The following is a 24,047-nucleotide window of genomic DNA, read 5'->3' on the forward strand; positions in this document are numbered from 1 at the left end:
GTTCCGGTCGGTTCCGGTCAGGCCTGGAACGCGGCCTGCGACTCGTCGAAGAACTGCTTCACCGCGTCGGCGACCTTCACCTTGCCCAGGCCCAGGTCGCCACCGATGCGCAGGAAGGCGGCCTCGATGGTGTCGGCGCCGGAGGGGTGCGGGGTGATCGTGCCGAGGACACCGGCCTTGGCGGTGTCCTCCTCGTACTGCGCGATCTCCTTGTTGACCTCGTCGGTCGGCTTGAAGGCCTCGTACTGTTCGGTGCCGGCGAGGATGCCGCGGTCGTAGCCCATGATCTTGCCGACCTCGGGGTCGTGGACCATGAAGTCGATGAACTGGGCGACTTCCTTCGGGTGCGAGGTGCGCGCGGAGGCGCTCAGCATCAGGGAGGCGAGGTACTGGCCGGTGTGCTTGCCGTCCATGGTGGGGATCGGCGCGAGACCGTAGGTGCTGTTCCCCTCGGCGGTGTAACGGACCGTGAAGTTGTCCCAGGTGAATTCGGACGCCCCGTGCCCGGCCGAGAGCGAGGACTTGGGCCGGTCCTGGGCGACAATCTTCGGGTCGGTGACGATCCCGGCCTTCACGCGGTTGTAGCCGTCCTGCCACCACTCCGTCAGGTCGGCCTTGTCGAAACCGAGTCCGTCCTTGGTGTAGAACGCCTTGCCGTTCTGCCGGAGGTAAAGGTCGTACAGGTACATGATGCTGAAGTAGCCCGTGTCCCCGGGGACCTTGGTCCTGTCGTGGATGGTCTTGAGGGCCTTGAAGTACTCGTCCCAGGTCCAGCCCGCCGCCGGCTCGACTCCGGCCTTCTGGAAGACCTTCTTGTCGACGACGAGCGCCATGGTGTTGGAACCGACGGGAATGCCGAGCTGCTTGCCGTCGACCTCGCCGACCTTCGTGACACCGGCGCGGAAGTTGCTCAGGCTGATATTGCCCGCGTCGATCTGTGACCCGAGATCGAGGAGGACGCCTCTCTTGTCGTATTTCCGAAGGAATGTGACGGCGTTCTGGAATACGTCCGGGGGATTTCCGCCGGACGCCTGCGTCTGGAACTTCTCCCAGAAAGACTGGTAGTCCTGGAAGTCTGTTTTCACCTTGATCTTCGGATACTTCTTCTCGAAGAGCTTGATGGTTTCGTTGATCTTCTTCGCCCGTTCGTCGGCACCCCACCACGAGTAACGGATCGTCACGGTCCCGTCCGCGGAGGTGCCGCCGTCGCCACCGCAGCCCGTCGTCGCGGCCAGCCCCAGGGTGGCCACCGAGGCTCCCGCCGCCTTCAGGATCGTGCGCCTTTCAACATTCCCGGTACCCACAGTCGGGCCCCTCCCCGCAGCAACGCCGCCGCTCATGAATCGTTTCAAGTAAGCGCTTGCTGGCACAAGGTACGGAGGCCCTCCGGCCTCGTCAATGATTCGGACAGGAATTGGTGAGAGTGAGGTCGGGCGGTAACAGGCACCACAGGGGGGTGAGTTGGGGCCGGGAACGACAAGCGCGCAGGTCGCGAGGGGCGGCCCCGCCGAGGTCGGCCGGTGCGGCGACGAGGGCCGGATGCCGGATTCGGACGGTGCGGCGCCGAGAGCCGGTCGCCGGATTCGGACGGTGCGGCGCCGAGAGCCGGCAGCCGGCTGCGACCTGCCGGTGCCGCGGCAGACCCGGACGTCCGGCTCCGCCGCGCAGCGGCACACCGGGGGCGGGCGCGAGGAAACGCTGCTCAGCACCGAGGCCTACATACGGGCATACGCCGAGGGCGGCGCCGCTCATCTCCTGAGCGGCGCCGCCCTCGATCTCGTGGGCGATACTGGGATCGAACCAGTGACCTCTTCGGTGTGAACGAAGCGCTCTCCCGCTGAGCTAATCGCCCGGGCGCAGGAAGAACATTACCGCATGTCAGCAGATGCCCCCGACCACGGGCCGGTCACTCCTCCCTGATGTTCCAGGGCGTCACGAAGCCGAACTTCCAGACGTACACGCCGACCAGCGCGGCCGCGATCGCCACGCCGACGGTCGTCAGCAGGAGGTTGCGGCGGCGCACCCTGGGGTCGAGCGCGCGGTGCGTCGCCTCCGTGACCTTGCGTTTCGTCCAGCGCAGCACCAGCTGGGCCCAGACGAACTCGGTCGCCCAGATCGCCATGCCGGCGAAGATCACCAGCCAGCCCGGGCCCGGCAGCGGCAGCAGGAGCACGCCGCCCGCCACCACCGCGAGGCCGATCAAGAAAACGCCGACCTGCCAGCTGAGGTGCAGCGCGCGTCGGGCCTTGATGAATTCCGGCGCCCTGGAACCGAGCGCCCGCTCGGTCTTCGGCTCCTCGGCGGCCACGGCGGCCTCACCCCGCCCGTCACTCCGCGTATTCATACAGCCAAACCTACCCGAGAGAAACCGGTCACCGGAATGGCCGCACCGCACGAACGATGTCTCGGCCGGATGAGCTACGTAAAGACAGGCAAAACACTCAGAGGGGTTTACAACGGCACCGTAGGTGGCATGTCGATTTCGCCGACGTGCGAATCCCCGAGCGCACACTGAGCGAAAGGCCTTGGCGCTTATGAACACCACGGTCAGCTGCGAGCTGCACCTGCGCCTCGTTGTGTCGAGCGAGTCCTCACTGCCTGTACCCGCGGGACTGCGGTATGACACGGCCGATCCCTACGCCGTGCACGCCACCTTCCACACCGGAGCCGAGGAGACCGTCGAGTGGGTGTTCGCCCGCGACCTCCTCGCGGAGGGCCTGCACCGGCCCACAGGGACCGGCGACGTCCGGGTCTGGCCGTCGCGCAGCCACGGTCAGGGCGTCGTCTGCATCGCCCTGAGCTCTCCGGAGGGCGAGGCCCTGCTCGAGGCCCCGGCGCGGGCCCTGGAGTCGTTCCTGAAGCGGACCGACGCGGCCGTGCCGCCCGGCACGGAGCATCGCCATTTCGATCTCGACACGGAGCTCTCCCACATCCTGGCCGAGAGCTAGCGCAAGACAGCCACGCCACCCGGCGCCGTCCACTCGGGGAGACGGCTCGGGTCAGGACAACCGCATACGGCACACCCGGGCGCCGTCACCGCGACCCCTCGCGGAGGCGGCGCCATGGCCTTCTACGGACAGTGACGCCCTTCCCGCGTTGGGTGACCTGTCCGAAGCCGACCCTGCGGCGGTCCTCTCGGGGCGGGAAGCCGCTAGGCTCGGCCAGCATCGGCGGGCGTCCGCCCGACCCCAGGCCAGGGAGCGACACGTGCTGATCACCCATGACACCCGGTGCGCGCTCGACCTCGTGGTGGACCTCGTGAACACCGCACCGGAGGGCGACGAGCCTGACGGGCTCCCGGATGTCGCCGCCCTCGACGACTTCGCGCGCAGACACGCGGTGAGCGATCTCGGCGTTCTGTCGGAGTTCGACCTGTCGGCGGTGCGCAAGATCCGCGGACGGTTCGCCGCGGTCTTCGCCGCGACGGAGGCCCGGACCGCGGCGGGCCTCATCAACGAACTGGTCGCGGCGGCGGGCACCACGCCCCGGCTCACCGACCACGACGGCTACGACTGGCATGTGCACTACTTCGCCCCCGGCGCCTCCCTGGCCGACCACATCGCCGCGGACTGCGGGATGGCTCTGGCGTTCTTCGTGGTGGCCGGGGAGCAGGAGCGGCTGCGCCGCTGCGAGGCGCCCGACTGCCGACGCGCCTTCGTGGACCTCTCCCGCAACCGCTCACGGCGCTACTGCGACAGCCGTACCTGCGGCAACCGCCTCCACGTGGCCGCCTACCGGGCACGCCGCAAGGAGGCGGCCGGCTGAGCGGGGCCCCTTCCGGACCACGGGTGCGGACGGGCGCGGCCGACCGCGAGGGGCTGGGGAAGCGGCGAGGCCGGAGAAGCCGCGAGGCCGGAGGCACTGAGGAGCCGGACCCGCGCAGACAATCACCGTGCGTGACCAGACATGCGGTCCGCCTTCGTCGCTCACCCGGTGGGCTGACGGAGCCCTCGGCGGGTGGCGCCAGGGGCTCCGCATACGGCTCACAGCAGCAGCAGGTCGTGCAGCGATGCCATGAGCAGCAGACAGCCGATCACCGCAAGGAAGATCATCAGCGGTGGCTGGGAAAGCGCGAAGAGACAACCCCGACGATCCTCGGGAGGAGCGGCGGTGTCGCTCTGGGTTGTGTCCAGCATCTCGCGGTGATGATGGCGCAGCCCGCACCCGCCGTGCGATCAACACGCACGGGATGACGATGTGATCGCCGATTCCGCGAGGTGTGGAGCGAAGATGATCTAGGCGTGCCCACCCTTGATCGCCAGGGAGCCGCGACCCGACCGCTCGGCCGTTCTCATCCGGCCCGCGCCGGGCGAGGCGTCATATGCCGTGCTTCTTCAGGATGGCCTCGATGTCGCTGAAGTCGTCCGTGGAGTCCGCCGCCCGGGGTCCCGCCGTGGGACGAACCGCGGGAGGGCCCCCGGCGCCGAGCGCCGGCGCGGAGGACGAGGGAGCACCCGCCTCCCGCCGCGCGGCACGCGCCGCCCTTCGCTCCTTGCGGGTGCCGCCGCGCCTGCGTTCCACGGCCCGGGTGGTGGCGAACAGCAGCCAGGCGACCCCGAGCACGCCGAAGCCCGCCCAGGCCGTGGGGCTGAACGCGGTGTCGGCCAGCCAGCCCACCACCCCTGTCATCACCAGGCCGATCGGTACCAGCGCGTACGCGGCGATACGGGCCGCCGCCAGAAAGCGCTTGCGGAAGGCCGTGACCGCGGCGATGCCGAGGCCGGCCACGGAGGCGGCGGAACAGACTGTCTCGGCAATCATCCGGTCCTCCAAGCGGAGATCGGTCGGGCGGGGGGTAGTCGAGCGGGGGGGTAGTCGGTCGGGCGCTTCGTCCTTTCCATCCTGCACCGCACCACGCCCCGCGGGCCACGGTCCGGACGCACGTCAGGGACATCTCCGGGACATCTCGGGGTCGGCTCCTCCCCAGGGTGCGGCCCCGTCTCCGCCTCTGACCTCACCGGTGCTCTCCACGCCTCCACCTGGGGGAGCGGAGATCCCGTTTGGGGGCCGTCGCGGGTGCTGGAAGACTGTGACCATGAGTGACTCCTCGCCGGCCCGCGCAGCCGCCCCCGTCCTGGACGTCTGGTGCGAACTCCAGTGCCCCGACTGCCGTACCGCCCTCGATGATCTGCGCGCGCTGCGCGACCGCTACGGCGACCGGCTGGAGCTGCGGCTGCGGCACTTCCCGCTGGAGAAGCACCGGCACGCCTTCGCCGCGGCGCAGGCCGCCGAGGAGGCGCTGGCGCAGGGGCAGGGCTGGCCGTACGTGGAGGCCGTGCTCGGCCGGGTCGAGGAGCTGGACCGCGAGGGAGAGGCGTTCCTCATCGAGGTGGCCCGCGAACTCGGGCTGGACGCCGAGGAGTTCGACACGGCTCTGATCGACGGCCGGCACATCCTGATCGTCGACGCCGACCAGGCCGAGGGCAAGGCGATCGGCGTGACCGGCACTCCGACCTATGTGATCGACGGTGAGCGCCTCGACGGCGGCAAGAGCCAGGAGGGGCTGCGCGAGCGGATCGAGGAGATCGCGGACCGGCTGCTGGCCGAGCAGGGGGCCTGATCCCGCCCGGTCCTACAGCAGGGGTTTGTACAAGGCGTACTCCGTCGTCCGGTAGCCGAGTGACTCGTAGAGACGCTCGGCCGGGGTGTTGCCCGCGAACACGTTCAGTCCGAGGACCTGCCGGCCGGCAGTGAGCGCCTGGCCCTCCGCCAGGAGCATGAGGGTGCGGCCGTGTCCCCTCCCGCGGTGGGCCGCGTCGGCCTCCACGTCGAAGACGAACGCGTTGTCCTCGCGCACCGCCAGCCACAAGGTGCCCACGCGTGTGCCCTCGTGCTCCAGCACGCTGAACGTCATGCCCTCGGTGCGCATGCCCTGCGGCAGGAGCTGCTCGTGGTCGCGTCGCGCCTTGGCGTGCGCCACGGCCTCGGGCACGCCGCGCTCGATCCACGTGCGCGCGTAGTGCTCCCGTTGGTACTCCTGCCAGGACGTGAACTCCGCCTCGGTCATGGGGCGTGCGCGGCTGCCCTCGGGCAGCGGGGGCGGGGTGTCACCGAGCCGCTTCTCCATGCCGCGGTTGCGCAGGACATAACCGAGCGTCTCGGTGAGCCGCAGTGCGACCCGCGCATCGGCGGGGACCCGGGCCTCGATCTGCCGGCAGCCCCAGCCCCGCGCCACCTCCTCCGCGGCGAGCGCGGCCACGGTGCCCCGGCCGCGCCGACGGTCGGACTCCTCGATGCTCAGGTCGATGATGCGGGCCACCGACTCGCCCAGGGACGGCGAGGTGCCGAGGTGTACCGCCCCGACGGGACGGCTGTTCACGCACACCTGGTAGCGACGTGAACGCGTCCCGTCGGTGTGATGCTGAAGCGGCTCGGTCGGCCGCAGGGTCGTGGTCATCACGGGTGTTCTACCCGCGGCCGGCGACCCGCGTCAGCCGGTTTTCCCGGGGCTCACGGATCCAGGTCGTTCCCGGACCGCTCGTCGAAGATCCGCATGGCCTTGGCGGTCACCGGACCCGGCGCGCCCGCGAGTTCACGGCCGTCGACCCGGTGCACGGCCTGCACGTCGCGCAGCGTGGAGGTGAGGAAGATCTCGTCCGCGTGCTCGAGGACGTCCAGCGGGAGATCGGTCTCCTTGGCGCCGGTCCACTCCACGGTGAGCGCGCGCGTGATGCCCGCGAGACAGCCGGAGGCGAGCGGAGGGGTGTGGATCTCGCCGTCGAGGACGACGAAGACGTTCGACCCCGTGCCCTCGCACAGCCGGCCGGCCGTGTTGCCGAACAGGGCCTCGGTCGCACCCTGCCCGGTCGCCCGGGCGAGTGCGACGACGTTCTCGGCGTACGAGGTGGTCTTCAGGCCGGTCAGCGCACCGTGTTCGTTACGGGTCCACGGCACTGTGATCACGGCTGTGGAGTCGGGACGCCGGGTGGTCGCGCCGAGGGCCACGACGAGAGTGGGACCCTGGTCGCCGCGGTCGGAGCCGAGCGGGCCGTGGCCGCCGGTGTACGTGATGCGCAGGCGCCCGAGCGGCATCGGGTTGGCCTGGAGGACGGCGGCGCAGGCGCGGCGCACCTCGTCCAGGTCCGGGTCCGGAAGGCCGAGTCCGCGGGCGGAGCGGGTGAGCCGGTCGAGGTGGCGGGTGAGTGCGAACGCCCGGCCCTCGACGGCCTTGACGGTCTCGAAGACGCCGTCGCCGACGGTCAGTCCGTGGTCGAAGACGGAGACGCGGGCGGACTCGATGTCCTGCAGCCCGCCGTCGAGCCAGAGCTTCACTGGTCTTTACCTCGCAAGATCGTGGCGAAAGCGTCGTGCGACGTGTCGTCCGGCCCGTGGCCGAGCCGCGGAGCCCTGGACGTGTGCCGCGTATGAGGGGTCATTCCGGCCCCAGGTCCTGGTACTCCCCCGACGCTACCGCGAGCAGCCGGGCCGCCTTCAGTTCGGTCTCGCGCCACTCACCCTCCGGGTCGGAGTCCCAGGTGATGCCGGCGCCGGCGCCGAACCGCAGGACGGCCGCGCCGTCGGCACTCCGGTCGATCCAGAAGGTGCGGATGCCGACGGCCAGCTCGCCCACGCCCCGGTCGGCGTCGACCCAGCCGATGCCGCCGCAGTAGGGGCCGCGGGGCGCCCTCTCCAGAGCGTCGATGATCCGCAGCGCGCTCGACTTGGGGGCGCCGGTGATCGAGCCGGCCGGGAAGGCGGCGGCGAGCAGCTCCGGCCAGCCGGCGTCCGGGCGCAGCTCGCCGCGGACCGTGGAGACGAGGTGGACGAGGCCGGGGTGCTTCTCGACGGCGCACAGGTCGGGGACGGTGACGCTGCCGGTGACGCAGACGCGGCCGAGGTCGTTGCGGACCAGGTCCACGATCATCACGTTCTCCGCGTAGTCCTTCTTCAGCAGCTCCGCCTCGGTGCGGGCGGTGCCTTTGATCGGGCCGGACTCGACGGTGCGGCCGGCGCGGCGCAGGAACAGCTCGGGGGACGCGGTGGCTATCTCCACGCCCTGTTCCGGCAGGCGGATCGTTCCTGCGTACGGGGCGGGGTTGCCGCGGGCCAGCACGGCGGCCAGGGCGTCCACGTCGGCGCCGGGCTCGAGCGGCGCGGACAGCACACGGCAGAGGTTCACCTGGTAGACCTCCCCGGTGGCGATGTGCTCACGGATCCGGCGCACGCCCGCCGTGTACGCGGCGCGGTCGAGGGAGGACGTCCAGTCACCGGCCTCGGGGCCCCGCCACCCGCCGGGCACGGGCGCGGGCACCGGCTCTTCCCGTACGTCCGCGAAGCGGGCGCAGGTCAGACGCCCCTCGTAGTCCGCGCAGACCGCCCAGAAACCGGTGGAGTCGAGGGCGGCCGGGTCACTGGTGACGTCGAGGAGACCGGTGGCTACGCGGTCGCCGAAACGGGCGAGAGGAGGCAGGTCGGGCACGCTGTCGAGTCTAGGGCGGGTGTCCCGAGGGTGGCCCGCGAGTGTCCTGACGGTGGTCCGGCCGTGTCCTTGACCAGGCGCAAGGCAGCACGCTGCGCAAACGCGTTTTTGTACTGGCCCGGGAATCCGCTAGAGTTCAACACGTCGCCGGGACGCGGAAGCGGACCGACAAACGACAAGCGGACGTAGCTCAGTTGGTAGAGCGCAACCTTGCCAAGGTTGAGGTCGCGAGTTCGAGCCTCGTCGTCCGCTCGAAGGAACCAGGGGATCTTCCCGATCTCCTGCACTCCTGGTGGAGTGGCCGAGAGGCGAGGCAACGGCCTGCAAAGCCGTCTACACGGGTTCAAATCCCGTCTCCACCTCCAAGGACGATTAGCTCAGCGGGAGAGCGCTTCCCTGACACGGAAGAGGTCACTGGTTCAATCCCAGTATCGTCCACTGGATCTTCGGATCCCCCGCGCGATTAGCTCAGCGGGAGAGCGCTTCCCTGACACGGAAGAGGTCACTGGTTCAATCCCAGTATCGCGCACGCACTGCCCGTGATCTTCGGATCGCGGTCCCCGAGGACGATTAGCTCAGCGGGAGAGCGCTTCCCTGACACGGAAGAGGTCACTGGTTCAATCCCAGTATCGTCCACACATCGAAGCCCCCGGCCGCACGGCCGGGGGCTTCTTCATGGGCTCAGCTGGAGAACAGCATGTGACCGAAGCTCTTGTGGCGGTGGTGGCCGTAGTGACCGTGGCCCCCGTGATGGCCCTCGTGGTGGCCGCCGTGCGGGGCGCCCCAGGCGGGAGCGGACGGGTAGGCGGGCGGGGGCGGCGGGGCGGGCTGTGCCCACTGGGCCTCCAGACGGGTGAGCGCCTCCAGCTCCCCGTAGTCGAGGAAGATGCCGCGACAGCCGCTGCACTGCTCGATCTGAACGCCGTTGCGGTTGTACGTGTGCATCGGCGCATGACACTTCGGACACTGCATGCTCGGCTCAACTCCTCGCCGGTCGGTGGGGCTTCGCCAGATAGGGACTCGATACGGGCCGGAACGGTTGCAACCTGGGGGGCAGATCACTGCGCCAACTCCGGAGGAATCGGGGCCATTCGGTCGCAGGCGTCGACCACGGCCTGTTCCACCTCGTCCAAGGCGCGGCCTGCGGCGGCGGACTTGGCGACGGCCCGGGCGGCCGTCTGCACGGTGAGGGCGCGGGCGGGAACGTCCAGGGCCGGCCAGGGGTCGCCGATGGAGGGGACCGCGGGACCGCCCGCCCTGCGGTACGCGTCGAGGAACCGGGCCCACTCGTCCGGCGGGAGCAGACCGCAGGCGTACCAGGCGGCCGGGCGGGCCAGGTCCCAGGCCGGTTCGCCGAGGCCCAGGTCGTCGACGTCGATGAGGAGCCAGGGGCCGGTCTGCGCGGGGTGGCGCACGAGCTGGCCGAGGTGGAGGTCGCCGTGACAGAGAGCGCGCGCGAAGAGCATGGGCGCCTCGGCGCGGGCCCACCCCGGCAGGCCGGCCCAGGCGCGGAGGACGCTTGCGGCGGCCGGGTGGGGACCGGCGGCCTGGAGGCGCTGAACGGCCCGGGCGGCCTTGGCGGGGCCGCGCATGGCGGGGAGGCCCGCGGGGGCGGGGACCTGGTGCAGCCGGGCGAGAAGGGTGGCGGCGGCCTCCCACGGGGCGGCGTCCGGAGTCTCGGGATCCACGGGAGTGCCGTAGGGCCAGACGGTCACCGGGCGACCGTGGAGGTCGGCGGGCACGCAGCGGAGGGGCGCCAGGAAGATCTCGGGGAGGTCGGCGGCGATCCCGAGACGGAGGGAGAGCTCCCCGTGGTCCGTACCCGGGGCATGCGCCTTGGCGACCGTGTCACCGTGCCGCACGACCGTGCCATCCTCCCGCTCGGCCAGCACGGCGTCCGGATGACCACAGCCTCCTCGAGGATGAGCCGCACACCGGGCTGCGGCGGTGAGGGCGGACAATACGTCGGCGGTCACGGGTCTCCCTGGGTGGTACAGGCTCGCCCCAGAGCGTACGTAGGACGCCGAAGCCGTGGTCATTCACCCAGGACCACAGCAACCATCGATTGAGGAACCACGACGGCGACCAGCCACGTCCGCGAGAGCGGCGCCGGTTCAGGCGCAAAAACGCCCGCGCAGCTCCCCAGCTGCGCGGGCGTTGGTGCCGTCCGTCGTACCCCCGTCCCCACGGGGTTGCATGGGTGGATGTCCCCGCCCGGACCGCTCTTCCGGGCCTGGGGCGCCGCTCAGCGCCCCAGCATCACGCCCACGGACGACGCTTGTGTGACCACTGCATCCCAGCCGCCGAAGGCGTACACGAGCAGGGCCGCCAGGGGGAGGACCATCGCGGTCGCCACCAGGGGGTGGCGGCGGCCCTGTCGGCGGGTGCCGAACGCGGCGTACGCCCTGCGCCCCTGCGTGCGGATCAGTGTCCGCGGTGCCGTGTGGGCCATGGTCCCTCTCCTGACCGTGGTGCTGTTGTCGTCGGCAGCGGCGGGTGTCTGACCTCGGGGGACGAGTGCTGCACCCGCCGCTTGACCTCAAATCTAGGCTTCGGGCGATCCCCGGTCGTCATGCCCTCGTATCGATTCCCTGGCCTCCCCGAGGAGGAGCCATGGCCTGCGGCGTACTCCCCTGGGTGGAGACGAGGTCCTAGGTCTCAGGGTCTTCCCGGAGGGGACGCCCGGTGTACCCCTTCTGCTCTGACCCGTCCTCCCGTGGAACCGGCTGCTCCACCAGCGCCAGCACCCGGTTCGCCATGAAGCGGGCGGTCCGTACGACCGTCCCGGAACGCGTGACTTCGCTCACTTCCACCACCCCCCTGCGCACCGCCGTCTCCACCCGGCGGCCCGCCCTGCTCGCCACCACCTCGTACGTACGCGTCGTGTCCCCCGCGTCCACGACTATCTCCACACGATCACCCTTCACGGGTTCAATCCCCCTTCCCCAGCGGGTGTTTGGGATCATGGACGGCGCGATACGGACCTGCTCGCGCCTGTCCTGACCACCTCTCAAGTCTCCCACTGGGCACTGACAATCGATCGGGGCGAGAGGGCGCGGCCTCTGCGCGCACCCGGCCGTGGAAACGTAAGCTGTGGCTCGTCAAACGGACCGGGCAGCGGGGATGGACATGGCGATGATGCGCCTGAGGCGTGAGGACCCGCGTGTCGTCGGCTCGTTCAGGCTTCACCGGCGACTCGGCGCGGGCGGGATGGGCGTCGTCTACCTGGGCTCCGACAAGCGGGGCCAGAGGGTCGCGCTGAAGGTGATCCGGCCGGATCTCGCGGAGGATCAGGAGTTCCGGTCGCGGTTCGCACGGGAGGTCTCGGCGGCACGGCGGATTCGTGGCGGGTGCACGGCGCGGCTGGTGGCCGCCGATCTGGAGGCGGATCGCCCGTGGTTCGCCACGCAGTACGTGCCGGGGCCGTCGCTGCACGACAAGGTCGCCGAGGAGGGCCCCCTCACGGCCGCCGAGGTGGCCGCCGTCGGTGCCGCCCTGTCCGAGGGTCTTGTGGCGGTGCACGAGGCCGGGGTCGTGCACCGGGATCTGAAGCCGTCCAACATCCTGCTGTCCCCGAAGGGGCCCCGGATCATCGACTTCGGCATCGCCTGGGCGACCGGTGCCTCGACGCTCACCCACGTCGGCACGGCCGTGGGGTCGCCCGGCTTCCTCGCCCCCGAGCAGGTGCGGGGGGCCGCCGTCACGCCGGCCACGGACGTGTTCGCGCTGGGCGCCACGCTGGCGTACGCGGCGACCGGGGACTCGCCCTTCGGACACGGCAGTTCCGAGGTGATGCTCTACCGCGTGGTGCATGAGGAGCCCAAGCTGCACGGCGTGCCGGACGCCCTGGCTCCGCTCGTCCGCGCCTGTCTCGCGAAGGACCCCGACGAACGGCCGAGCACCCTCCAACTCTCGCTCAGGCTCAAGGAGATCGCGGCCCGGGAGACCCAGGGCCTCACGGACGTGCGGCCGTCCGACCGGCGCGGCGAGGTGGACCGGCCGTCGGGGCGGCTCGCGCAGCAGTACGCGGAGCAGCGCACCGTGCGACGCCCGCAGGGGCCCGGCACTCCCCCGCCCCGCAGCAGCGGCTCGCGGCCGGGGACGCGACCGACGCCCGCGCAGCGCGGCACCTCGACCCGCTCGGGCGGCCGTCCCGCACCGCGCAGTGGCGCCGGGCGGCCGGCGCCCCGTACCACCGGCACGGGGCGGCGCCCGGCCAACCCGCGGCTGCTGCGCCAGCGGATCTTCGTGTTCGTGGTGGTCACGCTGCTGGTGGCGCTGGGCATCGCGGCGGCCCAGGGGTGCCAGGGACCGGCGCGCGGCATGGACGACGGACACGTACGCAAGGACGTACGACCGGAGCAGTCGTTCACGCCCCTGACCGGCGATCTGATGGCCGTGCAGCAGCACAGCGAGCTGGACCGGGACGGCTGACCGGGCACAGGCGGCCAACCGGGGGCCACCGACGGGGCCGACCCGGAAGACGGGGCCCTAGGACTGGGGGCGGCCGGTGGCGACCGCGTAGAAGGCGACCGCGGCCGCCGCGCCCACGTTCAGGGAGTCGACGCCGTGGGCCATGGGGATGCGAACCCATTCGTCCGCGGCGACCAGGGCCTGGGTGGACAGCCCGTCGCCCTCCGCGCCGAGCATCAGCGCGACCCGGTCCATCTTGTGGGGAGCCGTCTCGTCGAGGGTCTTGGCCTTCTCGTCGGGGGTGAGCGCGAGGAGCGTGAAACCGGCCTCGCGGACCGACTCCAGGCTTCTGGGCCAGGTGTCGAGGCGTGCGTACGGCACCGAGAAGACCGCGCCCATGGACACCTTCACGCTGCGCCGATAGAGCGGGTCGGCGCAGTCGGGCGACAGCAGGACCGCGTCCATGCCGAGGGCGGCGGCGGAGCGGAAGATCGCGCCGATGTTGGTGTGGTCGTTCACGGATTCCATGATCACGACCCGGCGGGCGGAGGCGAGGAGTTCGTCCGCCGTCGGCAGCGGCTTGCGCTGCATGGAGGCGAGCGCGCCGCGGTGCACGTGGTAGCCGGTGACCTGTTCGGCCAGTTCCGGGCTGACCGCGTACACCGGGGCAGGGAGTTCGTCGATGACGTCCCGCATGACGTCGACCCACTTCGAGGACAGCAGCATGGAACGCATCTCGTAGCCGGCCGCCTTGGCCCGTCTGATGACCTTCTCGCCCTCGGCTATGAACAGTCCCTCGGCGGGTTCGCGCTTGCGGCGCAGCTCCACGTCGGTCAGACCCGTGTAGTCGGTGAGGCGCGGGTCGTCGGGATCCTCAACGGTGATGAGATCGGCCACAGGGTGATACTGCCTTGTCGGGGGAGCGGTGCCAACGGCTGGAACGGGACGTGTTACCCCGGGTTACTCGACCGGCCGCGGCCCCACCGTCACGACCTCGCCGATGACGATGACCGCGGGCGGCTTCACGTCCTTCTCCCGTACGGTCTCCGCGACCGTCGCCAGCGTCGCGTCGACCCGGCGCTGGGCGGCCGTCGTGCCCTCCTGGACCAGGGCGACGGGGGTGTCGGGCGCCTTGCCGTGGGAGACGAGCGTCTCGGCGATCTTGCCGATCTTGTCGACCCCCATGAGGATCACGAGCGTGCCCGTCAGCCGCGCCAGGGACGGCCAGTCGACCAGCGAACGCTCGTCGTCAGGGGCGACATGCCCGCTGACCACTGTGAACTCGTGTGCGACCCCGCGGTGGGTGACGGGGATGCCGGCCGCGCCCGGCACGGAGATCGAGCTGGAGATGCCCGGGACGACCGTGCACGGGATGCCCGCCTCGGCGAGCGCCTGCACCTCCTCCATGCCGCGGCCGAACACGTACGGGTCGCCGCCCTTGAGCCGCACGACCGACTTGCCCTGCTTGGCATGCTCGATCAGCGCGTTGTTGATGGCCTCCTGGGCCATGAAACGGCCGTACGGGATCTTCGCCGCGTCGATCACCTGGACGTGCGGCGGGAGTTCGGCGAGCAGGTCGCGGGGGCCGAGGCGGTCGGCGATGACCACGTCCGCCTCGGCGAGCAGCCGACGCCCGCGGACGGTGATCAGGTCCGGGTCGCCGGGGCCGCCGCCGACGAGCGCCACACCGGGGGTGCGGGTGCGGTGGTGCGGGGCGACCAGGGTGCCGTCGCGCAGCCCCTCCACCACGGCGTCACGGATGGCGGCGGTGTGCCGGGGGTCGCGGCCCCTGGCCTCGGTGGTGAGCACGGCGACCGTGACGCCCTCGCTGTGGCCGGTCGCGGGGGTCCATGCGGTGGCCGCGTCGGCGTCGTCGGAGCGGACGCACCACACCCGGTTCGCCTCTGCCTCCGCCGAGGCCCGGGAGTTCGCTTCGGGGTCGCTGGTGGCGATCAGGGCGTACCAGGCCTCCGCGAGGTCGCCGTCCTCGTACGGGCGCCGCTCCCAGCTGATCTCGCCCGCGTCCGCCATGGCTTCGACCGAGGGGGTCGCTTCCGGTGAGACGAGGACGATCTCCGCGCCTGCCGCGATGAGCGCCGGGAGGCGGCGCTGGGCGACCTGGCCGCCGCCGAGGACGACGACGCGGCGTCCGGTCAGGCGGAGCCCTACGGGGTACGGGGGGTGTTCGGCCATGGAGGTGCGGCTCCTCGTGCGGCGGTGGGGACGGCGGCCTCTGCGGCTTTGGAGGGGCCTGACGTGCGGAATTCTATGGTGCGGACGTCAGAGGCGGCTCACCTGGTCGAAGGCTGAGCCGCCCCTGCACGCGGACGTGGAGTGGTGCTACTTCTCGGTGACGCCCGCCGAGTCGAACGTCGCCACCTCGTGCATCGCCCTCGCCGCGCTCTGGACCAGCGGCAGGGCCAGCAGGGCGCCGGTGCCCTCGCCCAGGCGGAGGTCCAGGTCGACCAGGGGGCGAAGGCCCAGCTTGTTCAGGGCGGCCACATGGCCCGGCTCCGCGCTGCGGTGGCCTGCGATGCACGCCGCGAGCACCTCGGGGGCGATGGCGCGCGCCACCAGGGCGGCGGCGCCCGCGCTGACGCCGTCCAGGATGACCGGCGTGCGCAGGGACGCGCCGCCGAGCAGCAGGCCCACCATCGCCGCGTGCTCCAGGCCGCCGAACGCCGCCAGGACGCCGATCGGGTCGGCCGGGTCCGGCTGGTGGAGTTCGATGGCGCGGCGCACGACCTCGGTCTTGCGGGCCAGGGTCTCGTCGTTGATGCCGGTGCCGCGGCCCGTCACCTCGGACGGGTCGGTGTCCGTGAAGACGGCGATCAGGGCGGCCGAGGCCGTCGTGTTCGCGATGCCCATCTCACCGGTGAGCAGCGCGCGGTTGCCGGCCGCCACCAGGTCGCGGGCCGTCTCGATGCCGACCTCGATCGCCTGCTTGACCTCCTCGCGGGTGAGCGCGGGGCCGGTCGTCATGTCGGCCGTGCCGGCGCGGACCTTGCGCGGCAGCAGGCCGGGGGTGGCGGGCAGGTCGGCGGCCACCCCCACGTCGATGACACAGACCTCGGCTCCGACCTGGCCCGCGAAGGCGTTGCAGACCGCTCCCCCGCCGAGGAAGTTGGCGACCATCTGGCCCGTCACCTCCTGGGGCCACGGGGTGACGCCCTGGGCGTGCACGCCGTGGTCGCCCGCGAAGATGGCGACGGCCGCGGGCTCCGGGATCGGCGGCGGGCACTGCCGGGACAGGCCGGACAGCTGCGCGGAGATGATCTCCAGCATGCCGAGCGCGCCCGCGGGCTTGGTCATCCGCTTCTGCCGCTCCCAGGCCTCGCCGAGCGCCTTGGCGTCCAGCGGGCGGATGCCGGCGACGGTCTCGGCGAGCAGGTCGTGCGGCTCCTCGCCGGGCAGCGCGCGACGGCCGTACGTCTCCTCGTGCACGACCCAGGACAGCGGGCGGCGCTTGGACCAGCCCGCCTGCATCAGCTCGGGTTCCTCCGGGAACTCGTCGACGTACCCGACACACAGGTACGCCACGACCTCCAGGTGCTCGGGCAGCCCGAGGGCGCGGACCATCTCGCGCTCGTCGAAGAAGCTGACCCAGCCGACCCCGAGGCCCTCGGCGCGGGCCGCGAGCCACAGGTTCTCGACGGCGAGCGCGGAGGAGTACGGCGCCATCTGCGGCTGGGTGTGCCGGCCGAGGGTGTGGCGGCCGCCCCGGGTGGGGTCGGCGGTGACCACGATGTTCACCGGTGTGTCGAGGATGGCCTCGATCTTCAGTTCCTTGAACTGCTTCGCCCGGCCCTTGGGCAGCGACTTGGCGTACGCCTCGCGTTGACGCATGGCCAGTTCGTGCATGGTGCGGCGCGTCTCGGCGGAGCGGATGACGACGAAGTCCCACGGTTGGGAGTGGCCCACGGAGGGTGCGGTGTGGGCGGCCTCCAGGACGCGCAGCAGCACGTCGTGCGGGATCGGGTCGCTGCGGAAGCCGTTGCGGATGTCGCGGCGCTCGCGCATCACGCGCAGGACGGCTTCGCGCTCGGCGTCGTCGTATCCGGGCGCCGCCGGGCCGGTGGACTGTCGTGCTTCTTCCACGGCGGCCGTGCTCTCTTCCTGGTCGGCGGCCCGGGTGTCGAGGTCGTCCGCCTGCTGTGCGACCACGGGCTCCGGGTCCTCGGCATGCGGCTCCGGCGCGGGCGCCTCGCCCTCGCGGGGGCCGGGAACCATGGCGACGGTCTCCTGCACCGCCGGTTCCTCCTGCTGGGCGACGGCCGGAGCGGATTCCTCAGCGGGCTGCTGCTCCTGGGCGGGCAGGGGCGGCACGGTCAGCGCGTGCGGCGGGGTGGGGGCCAGGTGCGGGGTGGTCGGCACGGTGCCCTCGACGGGCACGAACCGGCCGAACGACTGGTCCGCCTGGGGCTCCACGGGCGCTTCCGCCTGCGCACCGGCGGTATCGGCCGGGACGCCGGGTGCGTCGGCGGGCACAGCGGGTACGGCGGCCGGCTCGTCACCCGCCTCCTGCTCGCCGTGCGCCTGGGCGGGTCCGCCCACCGGCACGGCCTGCGCGGGCTCGGCGACCGCGGGCTGCGCCTCCTCGGGGGCCTGCTGCGGCGCGGGCTCGGTGAACAGTGCCGGGGCGTCGGGAGTCCGGGCTTCGGTGTCCGTCAGGGGCACGTGCTGGTCCGCGGCCGGGGTCCCGCTGGTGTCGTGGGCCTGCTCGGCCGGGGTTCCGCTGGGGTGGACCTGCTCGGCCGGGGCCTGGCCCGGATCGTGGACCTCCTGCGGGGCCGGGGCCTCGGCGACGGGTTCGTGGTCCTCGGCGGCGGGGGCCGTCGGGTGCGCGGCAGGCGCCGGAACGGGGGCCTCTGCGGTCTGCGGGGCCGGCCCTGTTTCGGCCGCGGGCGCGGGCACGCCGATGTGCGCGTCACTGTCCACGGGCGGTACGGCCCCGAAGTCAGGGGCGGCATCCGCCACGGGCACGGCGTCCGGGACCTGCGGGGCGAGCCCTGCGGGGGGCCCGTCCTGCGCCGGTGCGGCATCCGGTGCCGGTACGGCTCCGGGATGCTGGGAGCCGTCGTTGTGCCAGGCGTCGCCGTGCGAGCCGCCGTTGGGCACACCGTCCGACAGGACGTGCCCGGCGTCGTCGAACACCTCGGCCTGGCCTTGCTCGGGCATGCCGAGCGCGCCCTCCGGGGCCGGCACACCGTGAGCGGCCTGCGGGGCCGCCGGCGTCGGCTGCGGCATCTGCTGCGGCTCAGAGTCGACCAGCGGCCCGGAGCCCTGCGGGGCCTCGGGCGCGGCCTCGGCGGTCTCGGGCGCGGCCTCCGGGGCGACCGGCGCGGCGGTCGGCTGAACCGTCGGCGCGGGCTCGGGCGCCGGTGCCGGAACGACCGTTTCTGCGGCCGTCCCCTCGGTGCCCACCGGCGGCACGGTGTGCTGCTGCGGCGGAGGCCCCCAGGGGACCGCTCCCTGCGGGGAGTTCTCCCCCGGCTGCGGCACGTCGAGGTACTCGGGACCGGTCGTGGGCGGCCCTGAGGGGCGCATCGGGGCGTCCGCCGGACCACGGTCGGAGAGCGTGCGCACCGGGCTCGCGGAGGTGTCCGGGATGGGCGGGCCGAGGTGCAGCGGGCGGCGCGGCGTCGGCTGCTGAGCGGGCCCCGGAGGCGGCGTGCGGACCGCGCCGACGTCGATGGAGCCGCTGTCCCGGCCGGCCGCCTCGTGCGGACCCGGCTCGTGGGGATACGGCGCCGGAGCCGGGGCGTGCTGCGGCATCTCGTTGCTCCATGGGCCCTGCTGGCCCGGCATCAGGAGCAGGTCGTCGTCCTCGGGGGTGCTGTCGGAAGGGTCGAGGTAGGTGTACGCGCCCGGCGCGAGGACGCCCGGCTGCTCCACCATGCCTGCGTTCTCCGGCAGCCCCTCGCCCGGGACCTGGCCGGTGTCGGTCATGCGTACCCCTCGCCCATCGGTTAGTGCTTCTACGACCAGCTGGCCCGGAACGGCACGCCGACCGCCCGCAGTGAAGAACGAGCGTGCGTGCCCAGCGGCACGAACGACCCGCCCACAATGACGACAAAGCCATTGAACGGCATTGTCCCGGTCGTCCCGCCGTCGCGACAGGGTGATCCGCGACGGCCCGCTGTGGACTGCGCCACGTTGCGCGCCCTCCGGTCCGGCCGCACCGTCTCCACCCCAAAAGAGGTGCGCTTTCCGGACATTGACTGATGAATGCCGGATCACCCGAGTACGGTACGACAGTCGGCCAGCCTACCGCGCCGGTACGACAACCGGATCACGGGGAGCGTTCGGCCAATCGGCCGCTGAGCAGGAACGCGACGCTCCGCTCCTTCTCCGTCCAGGCCCGCGTGTCGAGTTCGACGGACTGCAGCAGGGCGCACTCGACGTCGTAGCCGTGTTCCGTGAGGTCCCTGCCGACGAGTTCGGCCGCGTCGCGGGTCGCGGCGTGGGTCACGATGCGCTGCGGACGGCGGTCGGCGACCGCGGAGACGACCGCCGCTCCCCCGCCGCCGACGCGGACGACGTCCGGTTCCGGCAGGTTCTCCAGGATGTGCGGGGCGGTGCCGTGCACGACCTGGAGCTGGACGCCGAAGTGGCGTGCGGCGGCCGTGGTACGGCCGCATGCGTCGCCGTCCTGGTCGACGGCGATGACGGCGGCCCCGCAACGGGCGGCCTCCACGGCGAACGCGCCGCTGCCGCTGCCGATGTCCCACACCAGGTCGCCCACCCTGGGCCCGAGGCGGGCGAGTTGGGTGGCCCGCAGCAGGTCCGTTTCCCCTTCGCCGAGTCCCCCGCCGTAGGCCTCGGCGGGCAGGGCCCAGCCGCGCGGTCCGGCGCCCGGGTCGCGGCCGGCGATCCAGCCGCCGTCGGCCGCGGTGACCGGTCCGCCGATGACGATGACGACGTTGGGGTCGCGCCAGGTGTGGTCGGCGGCCTTGTCCGAGGTGACGACGGTGACCTGTTCGCGTCCGGTGCCCAGCTCCTCGCAGATGACGAAGGTGCGGTGGACGCCGTCGAGGAGCAGTCCCAGTTCGGCGGGTCCGGCGCCCGGTGAGGTGAGGACCGCGACTTTGGCGTGGGCGCGGCATACGTTGACCGCGCGTCGCAGGGTGCGGCGGTGTGCGACGACCACCTGTGCGTCGTCCCATGGCATCCCGGCGCGCGCGAAGGCGGCGGCCACGGAGGAGACCGCGGGGACGACTTCGACCTCCAGTCCGTACTCGGGGGCGCGCAGCGTGCGTACGACACCGAAGAAGCCCGGGTCGCCGTCGGCGAGGACGACGGCGGTGCCGCGGTGGGCGGCGATACGGCGGGCGGCGAGCGCGACACTGCCGAGGCGGATGCGCTCGGCGGCCGGAGGCACTTCGGGAAGGGCGAGGTGGTGGGCCGCGCCGGCGACGAGCGTGGCGGCCCCGAGGGCGGAGCGCGCCGCGGCGGTCAGCGGCGAGCCGTCCCAGCCGATCACCGTGACCCGGTCGGCCATCGTCGTCAGTCTCCAGGTTTTTCGCGCAGGTCGTCAGGGGGCAGCCCGTACGGCGGGCTCCGTGAGGGTATCCCGTTCGGCTGGGTGCACTCGCCCCGGGCTCGGCCCGTGGGAGCGGTCCCTCGCGGTCAGTTCCAGTTGGGGAACGACGTGAAACCCCCCGTGTCGGCCAGCTCGTCGCTGACCCCGTCGAGGTCCTCCGGCAGCAGGCTCCACACGATGAAGTCGGTCCGTACGTCCGTCCAGGTGCCGTCCTCCGCACGGACGTGCGCTATGCAGGCGTTGCGCAGGACGCCCTCGCTGATGCAGCCGATCTTCTGGGCGACCTGCTGGGAGGCGGTGTTGTCGGCCGCGGTGCGCAGTTCGATCCGTTCGAAGTTCTGGTCGCCGAAGAGCCATTGGGCGGTCGCGAGCGCGGCTTCGGAGGCGTAGCCCTCGCCGCGTGCCCAGGGCGCGATGATGTACGACAGTTCGGTGGACCGTACATGCCAGTTGGTCTTGGTGAGCTGGATGACGCCCACCAGGCGCTGGGTGAGGAACTCGGTGACGGCGAGGTCGAGGCCGCGGCCCGCGGCGCGTTCGGCGGGCGCGTGCTCGGTGATCCAGGTGCGGGCGCCCTCCTCGGTGAACGGCTGGGGCACGTCGGTCCAGGCGCCGACCAGCTCGTCGTTCATCATCTCGGCCAGCGCGGGAACGTCGTCCTCGTCGAGAGGGCGCAGGACCAAACGCTCCGTGCTGATGGAGACGTTGGGAAAGGTGCTCGTCATTGCGCCGCTCCGTAACCTTCGAAAAACCGTCAGGGCCTGCTGAACTGCCCAGCATGCAGCATCGAGGCGGCGAAACGCACCACGGGGTCCACACCCGGTGAGGGCGCGGACCCGGTGCGTGGCGATACGCGGTGTACGCGGTCGTACGCGGCGCCGACGGCGGTCGACGGGCGGGATCAGAAGGACGCGATGACCGATCCCTGGTACTTGTCCTCGATGAACTTCTTGACCTCGGGCGAGACCAGGAGCTTGGCCAGCTTCTTGACCCGCGGGTCGTCCTCGTCGCCCTTCTTGACCGCGAGGAAGTTGCCGTAGGGGTTGTTCTTCGCGGACTCAAGGACGAGGGCGTCCTTGGCGGGCTTGAGACCGGAGGAGATGGCGTAGTTGCCGTTGATCACCGCGGCGTCCACGTCGTCCAGGGAGCGCGGAGTCTGGGCCGCCTCCAGCTCCTTGAACTTGAGGTTCTTCGGGTTCTTGGAGATGTCCCGCGGGGTCGCCTCGTTGCCCACGCCGCTCTTGAGCGTGATGAGCCCGTTCGCGTCGAGCAGCTTGAGCGCACGCGCCTCGTTGACCGTGTCGTTCGGGATGGCGACGGTCGCACCGCTCTTCAGCTCGTCGGCCTTCTTGATCTTGTGGGAGTACAGGCCGAGCGGCTCCAGGTGCACCGTGACGACGGGCACGATGTGGGTGCCGTTCTTCTTGTTGAAGTCGTCGAGGTACGGCTGGTTCTGGAAGTAGTTGGCACCGACCGACCCGTCCTCGGTCGCCGTGTTCGGCGTGACGTAGTCGGTGAACTCCTTGACCTGAAGGTCGAGGCCCGCCTTCTTCGCCAGGTTGTCCTTGACGAAGTTGAGGATCTCGGCGTGCGGGGTGGGGCTCGCGGCGACGACGAGCGGGCCGTCGGAGCCAGAGGAGGCGGAGCTGCTCTTGCCGGAGCCGCAGGCGCTGAGCCCGAAGGTGAGGGCTCCCGCGGCGAGGACGGCGGTGGTGATCTTGGCGGTGTTACGCACGAAAAGTGCCTTTCCTTATGGGTGGTGCGACCCCGTCATGGTTCACGGGGAGTTCAGGGGATATGCGGGCGTGGCGTGGCTCAGGCGACCTTGCTCACATCGGCCGTCGCGGGCTCCTTCGCCTTCAGCAGCCGCAGCTTCGGCGCCGGTCCCGAGCGGCCGCCGCGGCGGTGCAGGGCGCGGGCCGCGAAGTCGCCGGCGAACTGGATGAGCGAGATGACGACGGCCAGGACCGCCACGGTGATCCACATCAGCTGGGTCTCGAAGCGCTGGTAGCCGTAGCGGATGGCGATGTCGCCGAGGCCGCCGGCGCCGACCGTGCCGGCCATCGCCGAGTAGCCGATGAGGGCGACGACGGTGGTCGTCGCGGAGGAGATCAGGGAGGGCAGGGCCTCCGGTACGAGGACCTTGCGCACGACGGTCCAGGTGTTGCCGCCCATCGCCTGCACGGCCTCGACGAGGCCGCCGTCCACTTCGCGGACAGCCGTCTCGACGAGGCGCGCGAAGAACGGGATGGCGCCGATGGCGAGCGGCACGATGGCGGCCTCGCGGCCGATCGTCGTCCCCGTGACCCAGCGCGTGAAGTTCATCAGCGCGACCATCAGGATGATGAACGGCATCGAGCGGGCGATGTTCACGACCTGCCCGAGGACCTTGTTGGCCACGATGTTCTGGAGCAGTCCGCCACGGTCGGTCAGCACCAGGAGCACGCCGAGCGGCAGACCGCCGACGACGGCGATGAGGGTGGACCAGCCGACCATGTAGAGGGTGTCCCAGGAGGCCTGGGACAGCAGGGGCTGCATCTCGGACCAGGTCACTTGGCACCTTCCTTCACCAGTGCGCGCTCCTGCCCCACCACGTCGATCTGCAGACCCTGTTCGCGCAGGAAGCCGATCGGCACGACGTTGTCCTCGTAGCGGCCGGGCAGTTCGATGCGCATCCGGCCGACCTGGAGGCCGCCGACGGTGTCGATGGCAGCGCCCAGGATCGAGATGTCGATGTTGTAGGTGCGGGACAGCTGGGAGATGACGGGCTGGGTGGCGGTCTCGCCCTGGAAGGTGACGTCGACGACGGTCCGGTCGCCGCCGGACGCCTCACCGCCCACCGGGAAGAGGGCGGAGGCCAGGTGGGAGCCGGGGGTGGCGAGCAGTTCACCGACCGTGCCGGACTCGACGATGCGGCCCTTCTCCATGAGGGCGGCCGAGTCGCAGACGCTCTTGACGACGTCCATCTCGTGGGTGATGAGCAGGACGGTCAGGCCGAGCTGCCGGTTGAGGTCGCGCAGCAGCTGGAGGATGGAACGGGTCGTCTCCGGGTCGAGAGCGCTGGTCGCCTCGTCGGAGAGCAGCACCTTGGGGTCGCCGGCGAGGGCGCGGGCGATGCCGACGCGCTGCTTCTGGCCGCCGGAGAGCTGGGCCGGGTAGGCCTTGGCCTTGTCGGCGAGACCGACGAGGTCGAGGAGCTCGAGGGCCTTGCGGGAGCGTTCCTTCCCGGACTTGCCGAGGATCTCCAGGGGCAGCTCGACGTTGTCCTGGACGGTGCGCGAGGACAGCAGGTTGAAGTGCTGGAAGACCATGCCGATCCGGCTGCGCGCCCTGCGCAGCTCCTTGCCGGCGCGTGGCCCGCGACCGGCGAGCGCGGTCAGGTCCTGGCCGGCCACGGTGACCGTGCCGGAGGTGGGGCGCTCCAGGAGGTTGACGCAGCGGATGAGCGAGGACTTGCCGGCGCCGGACTGGCCGATGACGCCGTACACCTCGCCTTCGCGTACGTGCAGGTCGACGCCGTCGAGGGCGGTCACTTCGCGGCCGCGCGAACGGTAGACCTTGGTCAGGCCCGATGTGGTGATCACTGGGTTTCCGTCACTGTCGAGTGCAGGGCGTGGGTGTGCGCCGGGCACGGGTGCGTGCATGGCAACGCGGCACGGTTCTCGCAAGGGC

At 71.6% G+C, this 24,047-nt stretch carries 23 protein-coding genes and 6 tRNA genes; 9 read left to right on the plus strand and 20 right to left on the minus strand.

Going from position 1 to position 24,047, the window contains the following annotated elements:
- Positions 1 to 17: 17 nt before the first annotated feature.
- From SY2F82_RS23950 to SY2F82_RS23960, 3 genes are all read right to left on the minus strand, one after another.
- Positions 18 to 1,304 (minus strand): ABC transporter substrate-binding protein, encoded by a 1,287-nt coding sequence (locus SY2F82_RS23950; RefSeq protein WP_200421238.1) that lies wholly within the window; start codon positions 1,302 to 1,304, stop codon positions 18 to 20.
- A gap of 476 nt (positions 1,305 to 1,780) precedes the next feature.
- A tRNA-Val gene (locus SY2F82_RS23955) sits at positions 1,781 to 1,852 on the minus strand.
- A gap of 54 nt (positions 1,853 to 1,906) precedes the next feature.
- The gene (locus tag SY2F82_RS23960) at positions 1,907 to 2,344 is read right to left on the minus strand and encodes a TIGR02611 family protein (RefSeq protein ID WP_200421239.1); all 438 of its coding nucleotides are present in this window, start codon (positions 2,342 to 2,344) and stop codon (positions 1,907 to 1,909) included.
- Between the two features lie 190 nt (positions 2,345 to 2,534).
- Between SY2F82_RS23960 and SY2F82_RS23965 the strand changes: the two genes are divergently transcribed.
- Both SY2F82_RS23965 and SY2F82_RS23970 read left to right on the plus strand, forming a co-directional pair.
- The gene (locus SY2F82_RS23965; RefSeq protein WP_003959770.1) at positions 2,535 to 2,948 is read left to right on the plus strand and encodes an SsgA family sporulation/cell division regulator; all 414 of its coding nucleotides are present in this window, start codon (positions 2,535 to 2,537) and stop codon (positions 2,946 to 2,948) included.
- Positions 2,949 to 3,207: 259 nt separating this feature from the next.
- Positions 3,208 to 3,765 carry a CGNR zinc finger domain-containing protein gene (locus SY2F82_RS23970; RefSeq protein ID WP_200421240.1) on the plus strand — a complete coding sequence of 186 codons (558 nt, stop codon included), beginning with the start codon at positions 3,208 to 3,210 and terminating at the stop codon, positions 3,763 to 3,765.
- Positions 3,766 to 3,983: 218 nt separating this feature from the next.
- Here the strand turns inward: SY2F82_RS23970 and SY2F82_RS23975 are convergent, their stop codons facing one another.
- Both SY2F82_RS23975 and SY2F82_RS23980 read right to left on the minus strand, forming a co-directional pair.
- Complete coding sequence (locus SY2F82_RS23975; protein ID WP_200421241.1) at positions 3,984 to 4,136, minus strand: hypothetical protein; 153 nt, start codon at positions 4,134 to 4,136, stop codon at positions 3,984 to 3,986.
- A 181-nt stretch (positions 4,137 to 4,317) separates the two neighbouring features.
- Entirely contained in the window at positions 4,318 to 4,761 is a 444-nt protein-coding gene (locus tag SY2F82_RS23980) for a hypothetical protein (RefSeq protein ID WP_200421242.1), read from the minus strand.
- A gap of 274 nt (positions 4,762 to 5,035) precedes the next feature.
- Here SY2F82_RS23980 and SY2F82_RS23985 point away from each other — a divergent pair, with 274 nt between their 5' ends.
- Entirely contained in the window at positions 5,036 to 5,560 is a 525-nt protein-coding gene (locus tag SY2F82_RS23985) for a DsbA family protein (RefSeq protein WP_200421243.1), read from the plus strand.
- 12 nt (positions 5,561 to 5,572) lie between these two features.
- On the opposite strand, the gene SY2F82_RS23990 is transcribed toward SY2F82_RS23985, so the two are convergent.
- The 3 genes from SY2F82_RS23990 to SY2F82_RS24000 all read right to left on the minus strand — a co-directional run bounded on the left by SY2F82_RS23990 (position 5,573) and on the right by SY2F82_RS24000 (position 8,419).
- A complete protein-coding gene (locus SY2F82_RS23990) occupies positions 5,573 to 6,397 on the minus strand; it encodes an N-acetyltransferase (RefSeq protein ID WP_200421244.1) in 825 nt (274 codons plus the stop codon).
- 53 nt (positions 6,398 to 6,450) lie between these two features.
- Entirely contained in the window at positions 6,451 to 7,272 is an 822-nt protein-coding gene (locus SY2F82_RS23995; protein ID WP_200421245.1) for an aminotransferase class IV, read from the minus strand.
- Between the two features lie 100 nt (positions 7,273 to 7,372).
- Positions 7,373 to 8,419, minus strand: a complete 1,047-nt coding sequence (locus SY2F82_RS24000; protein WP_200421246.1) for a chorismate-binding protein — start codon at positions 8,417 to 8,419, stop codon at positions 7,373 to 7,375.
- 179 nt (positions 8,420 to 8,598) lie between these two features.
- On the opposite strand from SY2F82_RS24000, the gene SY2F82_RS24005 reads away from it, so the two are divergent.
- From SY2F82_RS24005 to SY2F82_RS24025, 5 genes are all read left to right on the plus strand, one after another.
- Positions 8,599 to 8,671, plus strand: a tRNA-Gly gene (locus SY2F82_RS24005).
- Between the two features lie 39 nt (positions 8,672 to 8,710).
- Positions 8,711 to 8,784, plus strand: a tRNA-Cys gene (locus SY2F82_RS24010).
- A gap of 1 nt (position 8,785) precedes the next feature.
- Positions 8,786 to 8,857: transfer RNA gene (locus tag SY2F82_RS24015), tRNA-Val, on the plus strand.
- Positions 8,858 to 8,876: 19 nt separating this feature from the next.
- A tRNA-Val gene (locus SY2F82_RS24020) sits at positions 8,877 to 8,948 on the plus strand.
- Between the two features lie 35 nt (positions 8,949 to 8,983).
- Positions 8,984 to 9,055, plus strand: a tRNA-Val gene (locus SY2F82_RS24025).
- Between the two features lie 45 nt (positions 9,056 to 9,100).
- Here SY2F82_RS24025 and SY2F82_RS24030 read toward each other — a convergent pair.
- The 4 genes from SY2F82_RS24030 to SY2F82_RS24045 all read right to left on the minus strand — a co-directional run bounded on the left by SY2F82_RS24030 (position 9,101) and on the right by SY2F82_RS24045 (position 11,346).
- Positions 9,101 to 9,391, minus strand: coding sequence for a zf-TFIIB domain-containing protein (locus SY2F82_RS24030; RefSeq protein ID WP_103840864.1), 291 nt, complete (start codon positions 9,389 to 9,391; stop codon positions 9,101 to 9,103).
- A gap of 86 nt (positions 9,392 to 9,477) precedes the next feature.
- Positions 9,478 to 10,395 (minus strand): phosphotransferase family protein, encoded by a 918-nt coding sequence (locus SY2F82_RS24035; RefSeq protein ID WP_236041763.1) that lies wholly within the window; start codon positions 10,393 to 10,395, stop codon positions 9,478 to 9,480.
- A gap of 269 nt (positions 10,396 to 10,664) precedes the next feature.
- Positions 10,665 to 10,871, minus strand: a complete 207-nt coding sequence (locus SY2F82_RS24040) for a hypothetical protein (protein ID WP_103840860.1) — start codon at positions 10,869 to 10,871, stop codon at positions 10,665 to 10,667.
- A 199-nt stretch (positions 10,872 to 11,070) separates the two neighbouring features.
- Positions 11,071 to 11,346: a hypothetical protein gene (locus tag SY2F82_RS24045; protein ID WP_200421248.1), complete on the minus strand. Its 276-nt coding sequence runs from the start codon at positions 11,344 to 11,346 to the stop codon at positions 11,071 to 11,073.
- Between the two features lie 196 nt (positions 11,347 to 11,542).
- Between SY2F82_RS24045 and SY2F82_RS24050 the strand changes: the two genes are divergently transcribed.
- On the plus strand, positions 11,543 to 12,853 hold the full coding sequence (locus SY2F82_RS24050) for a serine/threonine-protein kinase (protein WP_200421249.1): 1,311 nt from the start codon (positions 11,543 to 11,545) through the stop codon (positions 12,851 to 12,853).
- A gap of 57 nt (positions 12,854 to 12,910) precedes the next feature.
- Here SY2F82_RS24050 and SY2F82_RS24055 read toward each other — a convergent pair whose 3' ends face one another.
- The 8 genes from SY2F82_RS24055 to SY2F82_RS24090 all read right to left on the minus strand — a co-directional run bounded on the left by SY2F82_RS24055 (position 12,911) and on the right by SY2F82_RS24090 (position 23,959).
- Positions 12,911 to 13,729, minus strand: coding sequence for an RNA methyltransferase (locus SY2F82_RS24055; RefSeq protein ID WP_200421250.1), 819 nt, complete (start codon positions 13,727 to 13,729; stop codon positions 12,911 to 12,913).
- 63 nt (positions 13,730 to 13,792) lie between these two features.
- A complete protein-coding gene (gene cobA, locus SY2F82_RS24060; protein WP_200421251.1) occupies positions 13,793 to 15,025 on the minus strand; it encodes a uroporphyrinogen-III C-methyltransferase in 1,233 nt (410 codons plus the stop codon).
- Between the two features lie 147 nt (positions 15,026 to 15,172).
- Positions 15,173 to 18,781 carry a nicotinate-nucleotide--dimethylbenzimidazole phosphoribosyltransferase gene (cobT, locus tag SY2F82_RS24065; protein ID WP_200421252.1) on the minus strand — a complete coding sequence of 1,203 codons (3,609 nt, stop codon included), beginning with the start codon at positions 18,779 to 18,781 and terminating at the stop codon, positions 15,173 to 15,175.
- A gap of 343 nt (positions 18,782 to 19,124) precedes the next feature.
- Positions 19,125 to 20,333: a precorrin-6y C5,15-methyltransferase (decarboxylating) subunit CbiE gene (cbiE, locus tag SY2F82_RS24070; RefSeq protein ID WP_200421253.1), complete on the minus strand. Its 1,209-nt coding sequence runs from the start codon at positions 20,331 to 20,333 to the stop codon at positions 19,125 to 19,127.
- Positions 20,334 to 20,461: 128 nt separating this feature from the next.
- On the minus strand, positions 20,462 to 21,100 hold the full coding sequence (locus SY2F82_RS24075; RefSeq protein WP_200421254.1) for a GNAT family N-acetyltransferase: 639 nt from the start codon (positions 21,098 to 21,100) through the stop codon (positions 20,462 to 20,464).
- A 176-nt stretch (positions 21,101 to 21,276) separates the two neighbouring features.
- A complete protein-coding gene (locus SY2F82_RS24080; protein WP_200421255.1) occupies positions 21,277 to 22,110 on the minus strand; it encodes a MetQ/NlpA family ABC transporter substrate-binding protein in 834 nt (277 codons plus the stop codon).
- A gap of 80 nt (positions 22,111 to 22,190) precedes the next feature.
- The gene (locus SY2F82_RS24085; protein ID WP_200421256.1) at positions 22,191 to 22,928 is read right to left on the minus strand and encodes a methionine ABC transporter permease; all 738 of its coding nucleotides are present in this window, start codon (positions 22,926 to 22,928) and stop codon (positions 22,191 to 22,193) included.
- Positions 22,925 to 23,959, minus strand: a complete 1,035-nt coding sequence (locus SY2F82_RS24090) for a methionine ABC transporter ATP-binding protein (RefSeq protein WP_200421257.1) — start codon at positions 23,957 to 23,959, stop codon at positions 22,925 to 22,927. Before SY2F82_RS24090 ends, SY2F82_RS24085 begins: the two co-directional genes overlap by 4 nt.
- Positions 23,960 to 24,047 lie beyond the last annotated feature (88 nt).

The sequence above is a fragment of the Streptomyces sp. Y2F8-2 genome, assembly GCF_014905555.1.
GTDB classification, from domain to species: domain Bacteria; phylum Actinomycetota; class Actinomycetes; order Streptomycetales; family Streptomycetaceae; genus Streptomyces; species Streptomyces cynarae.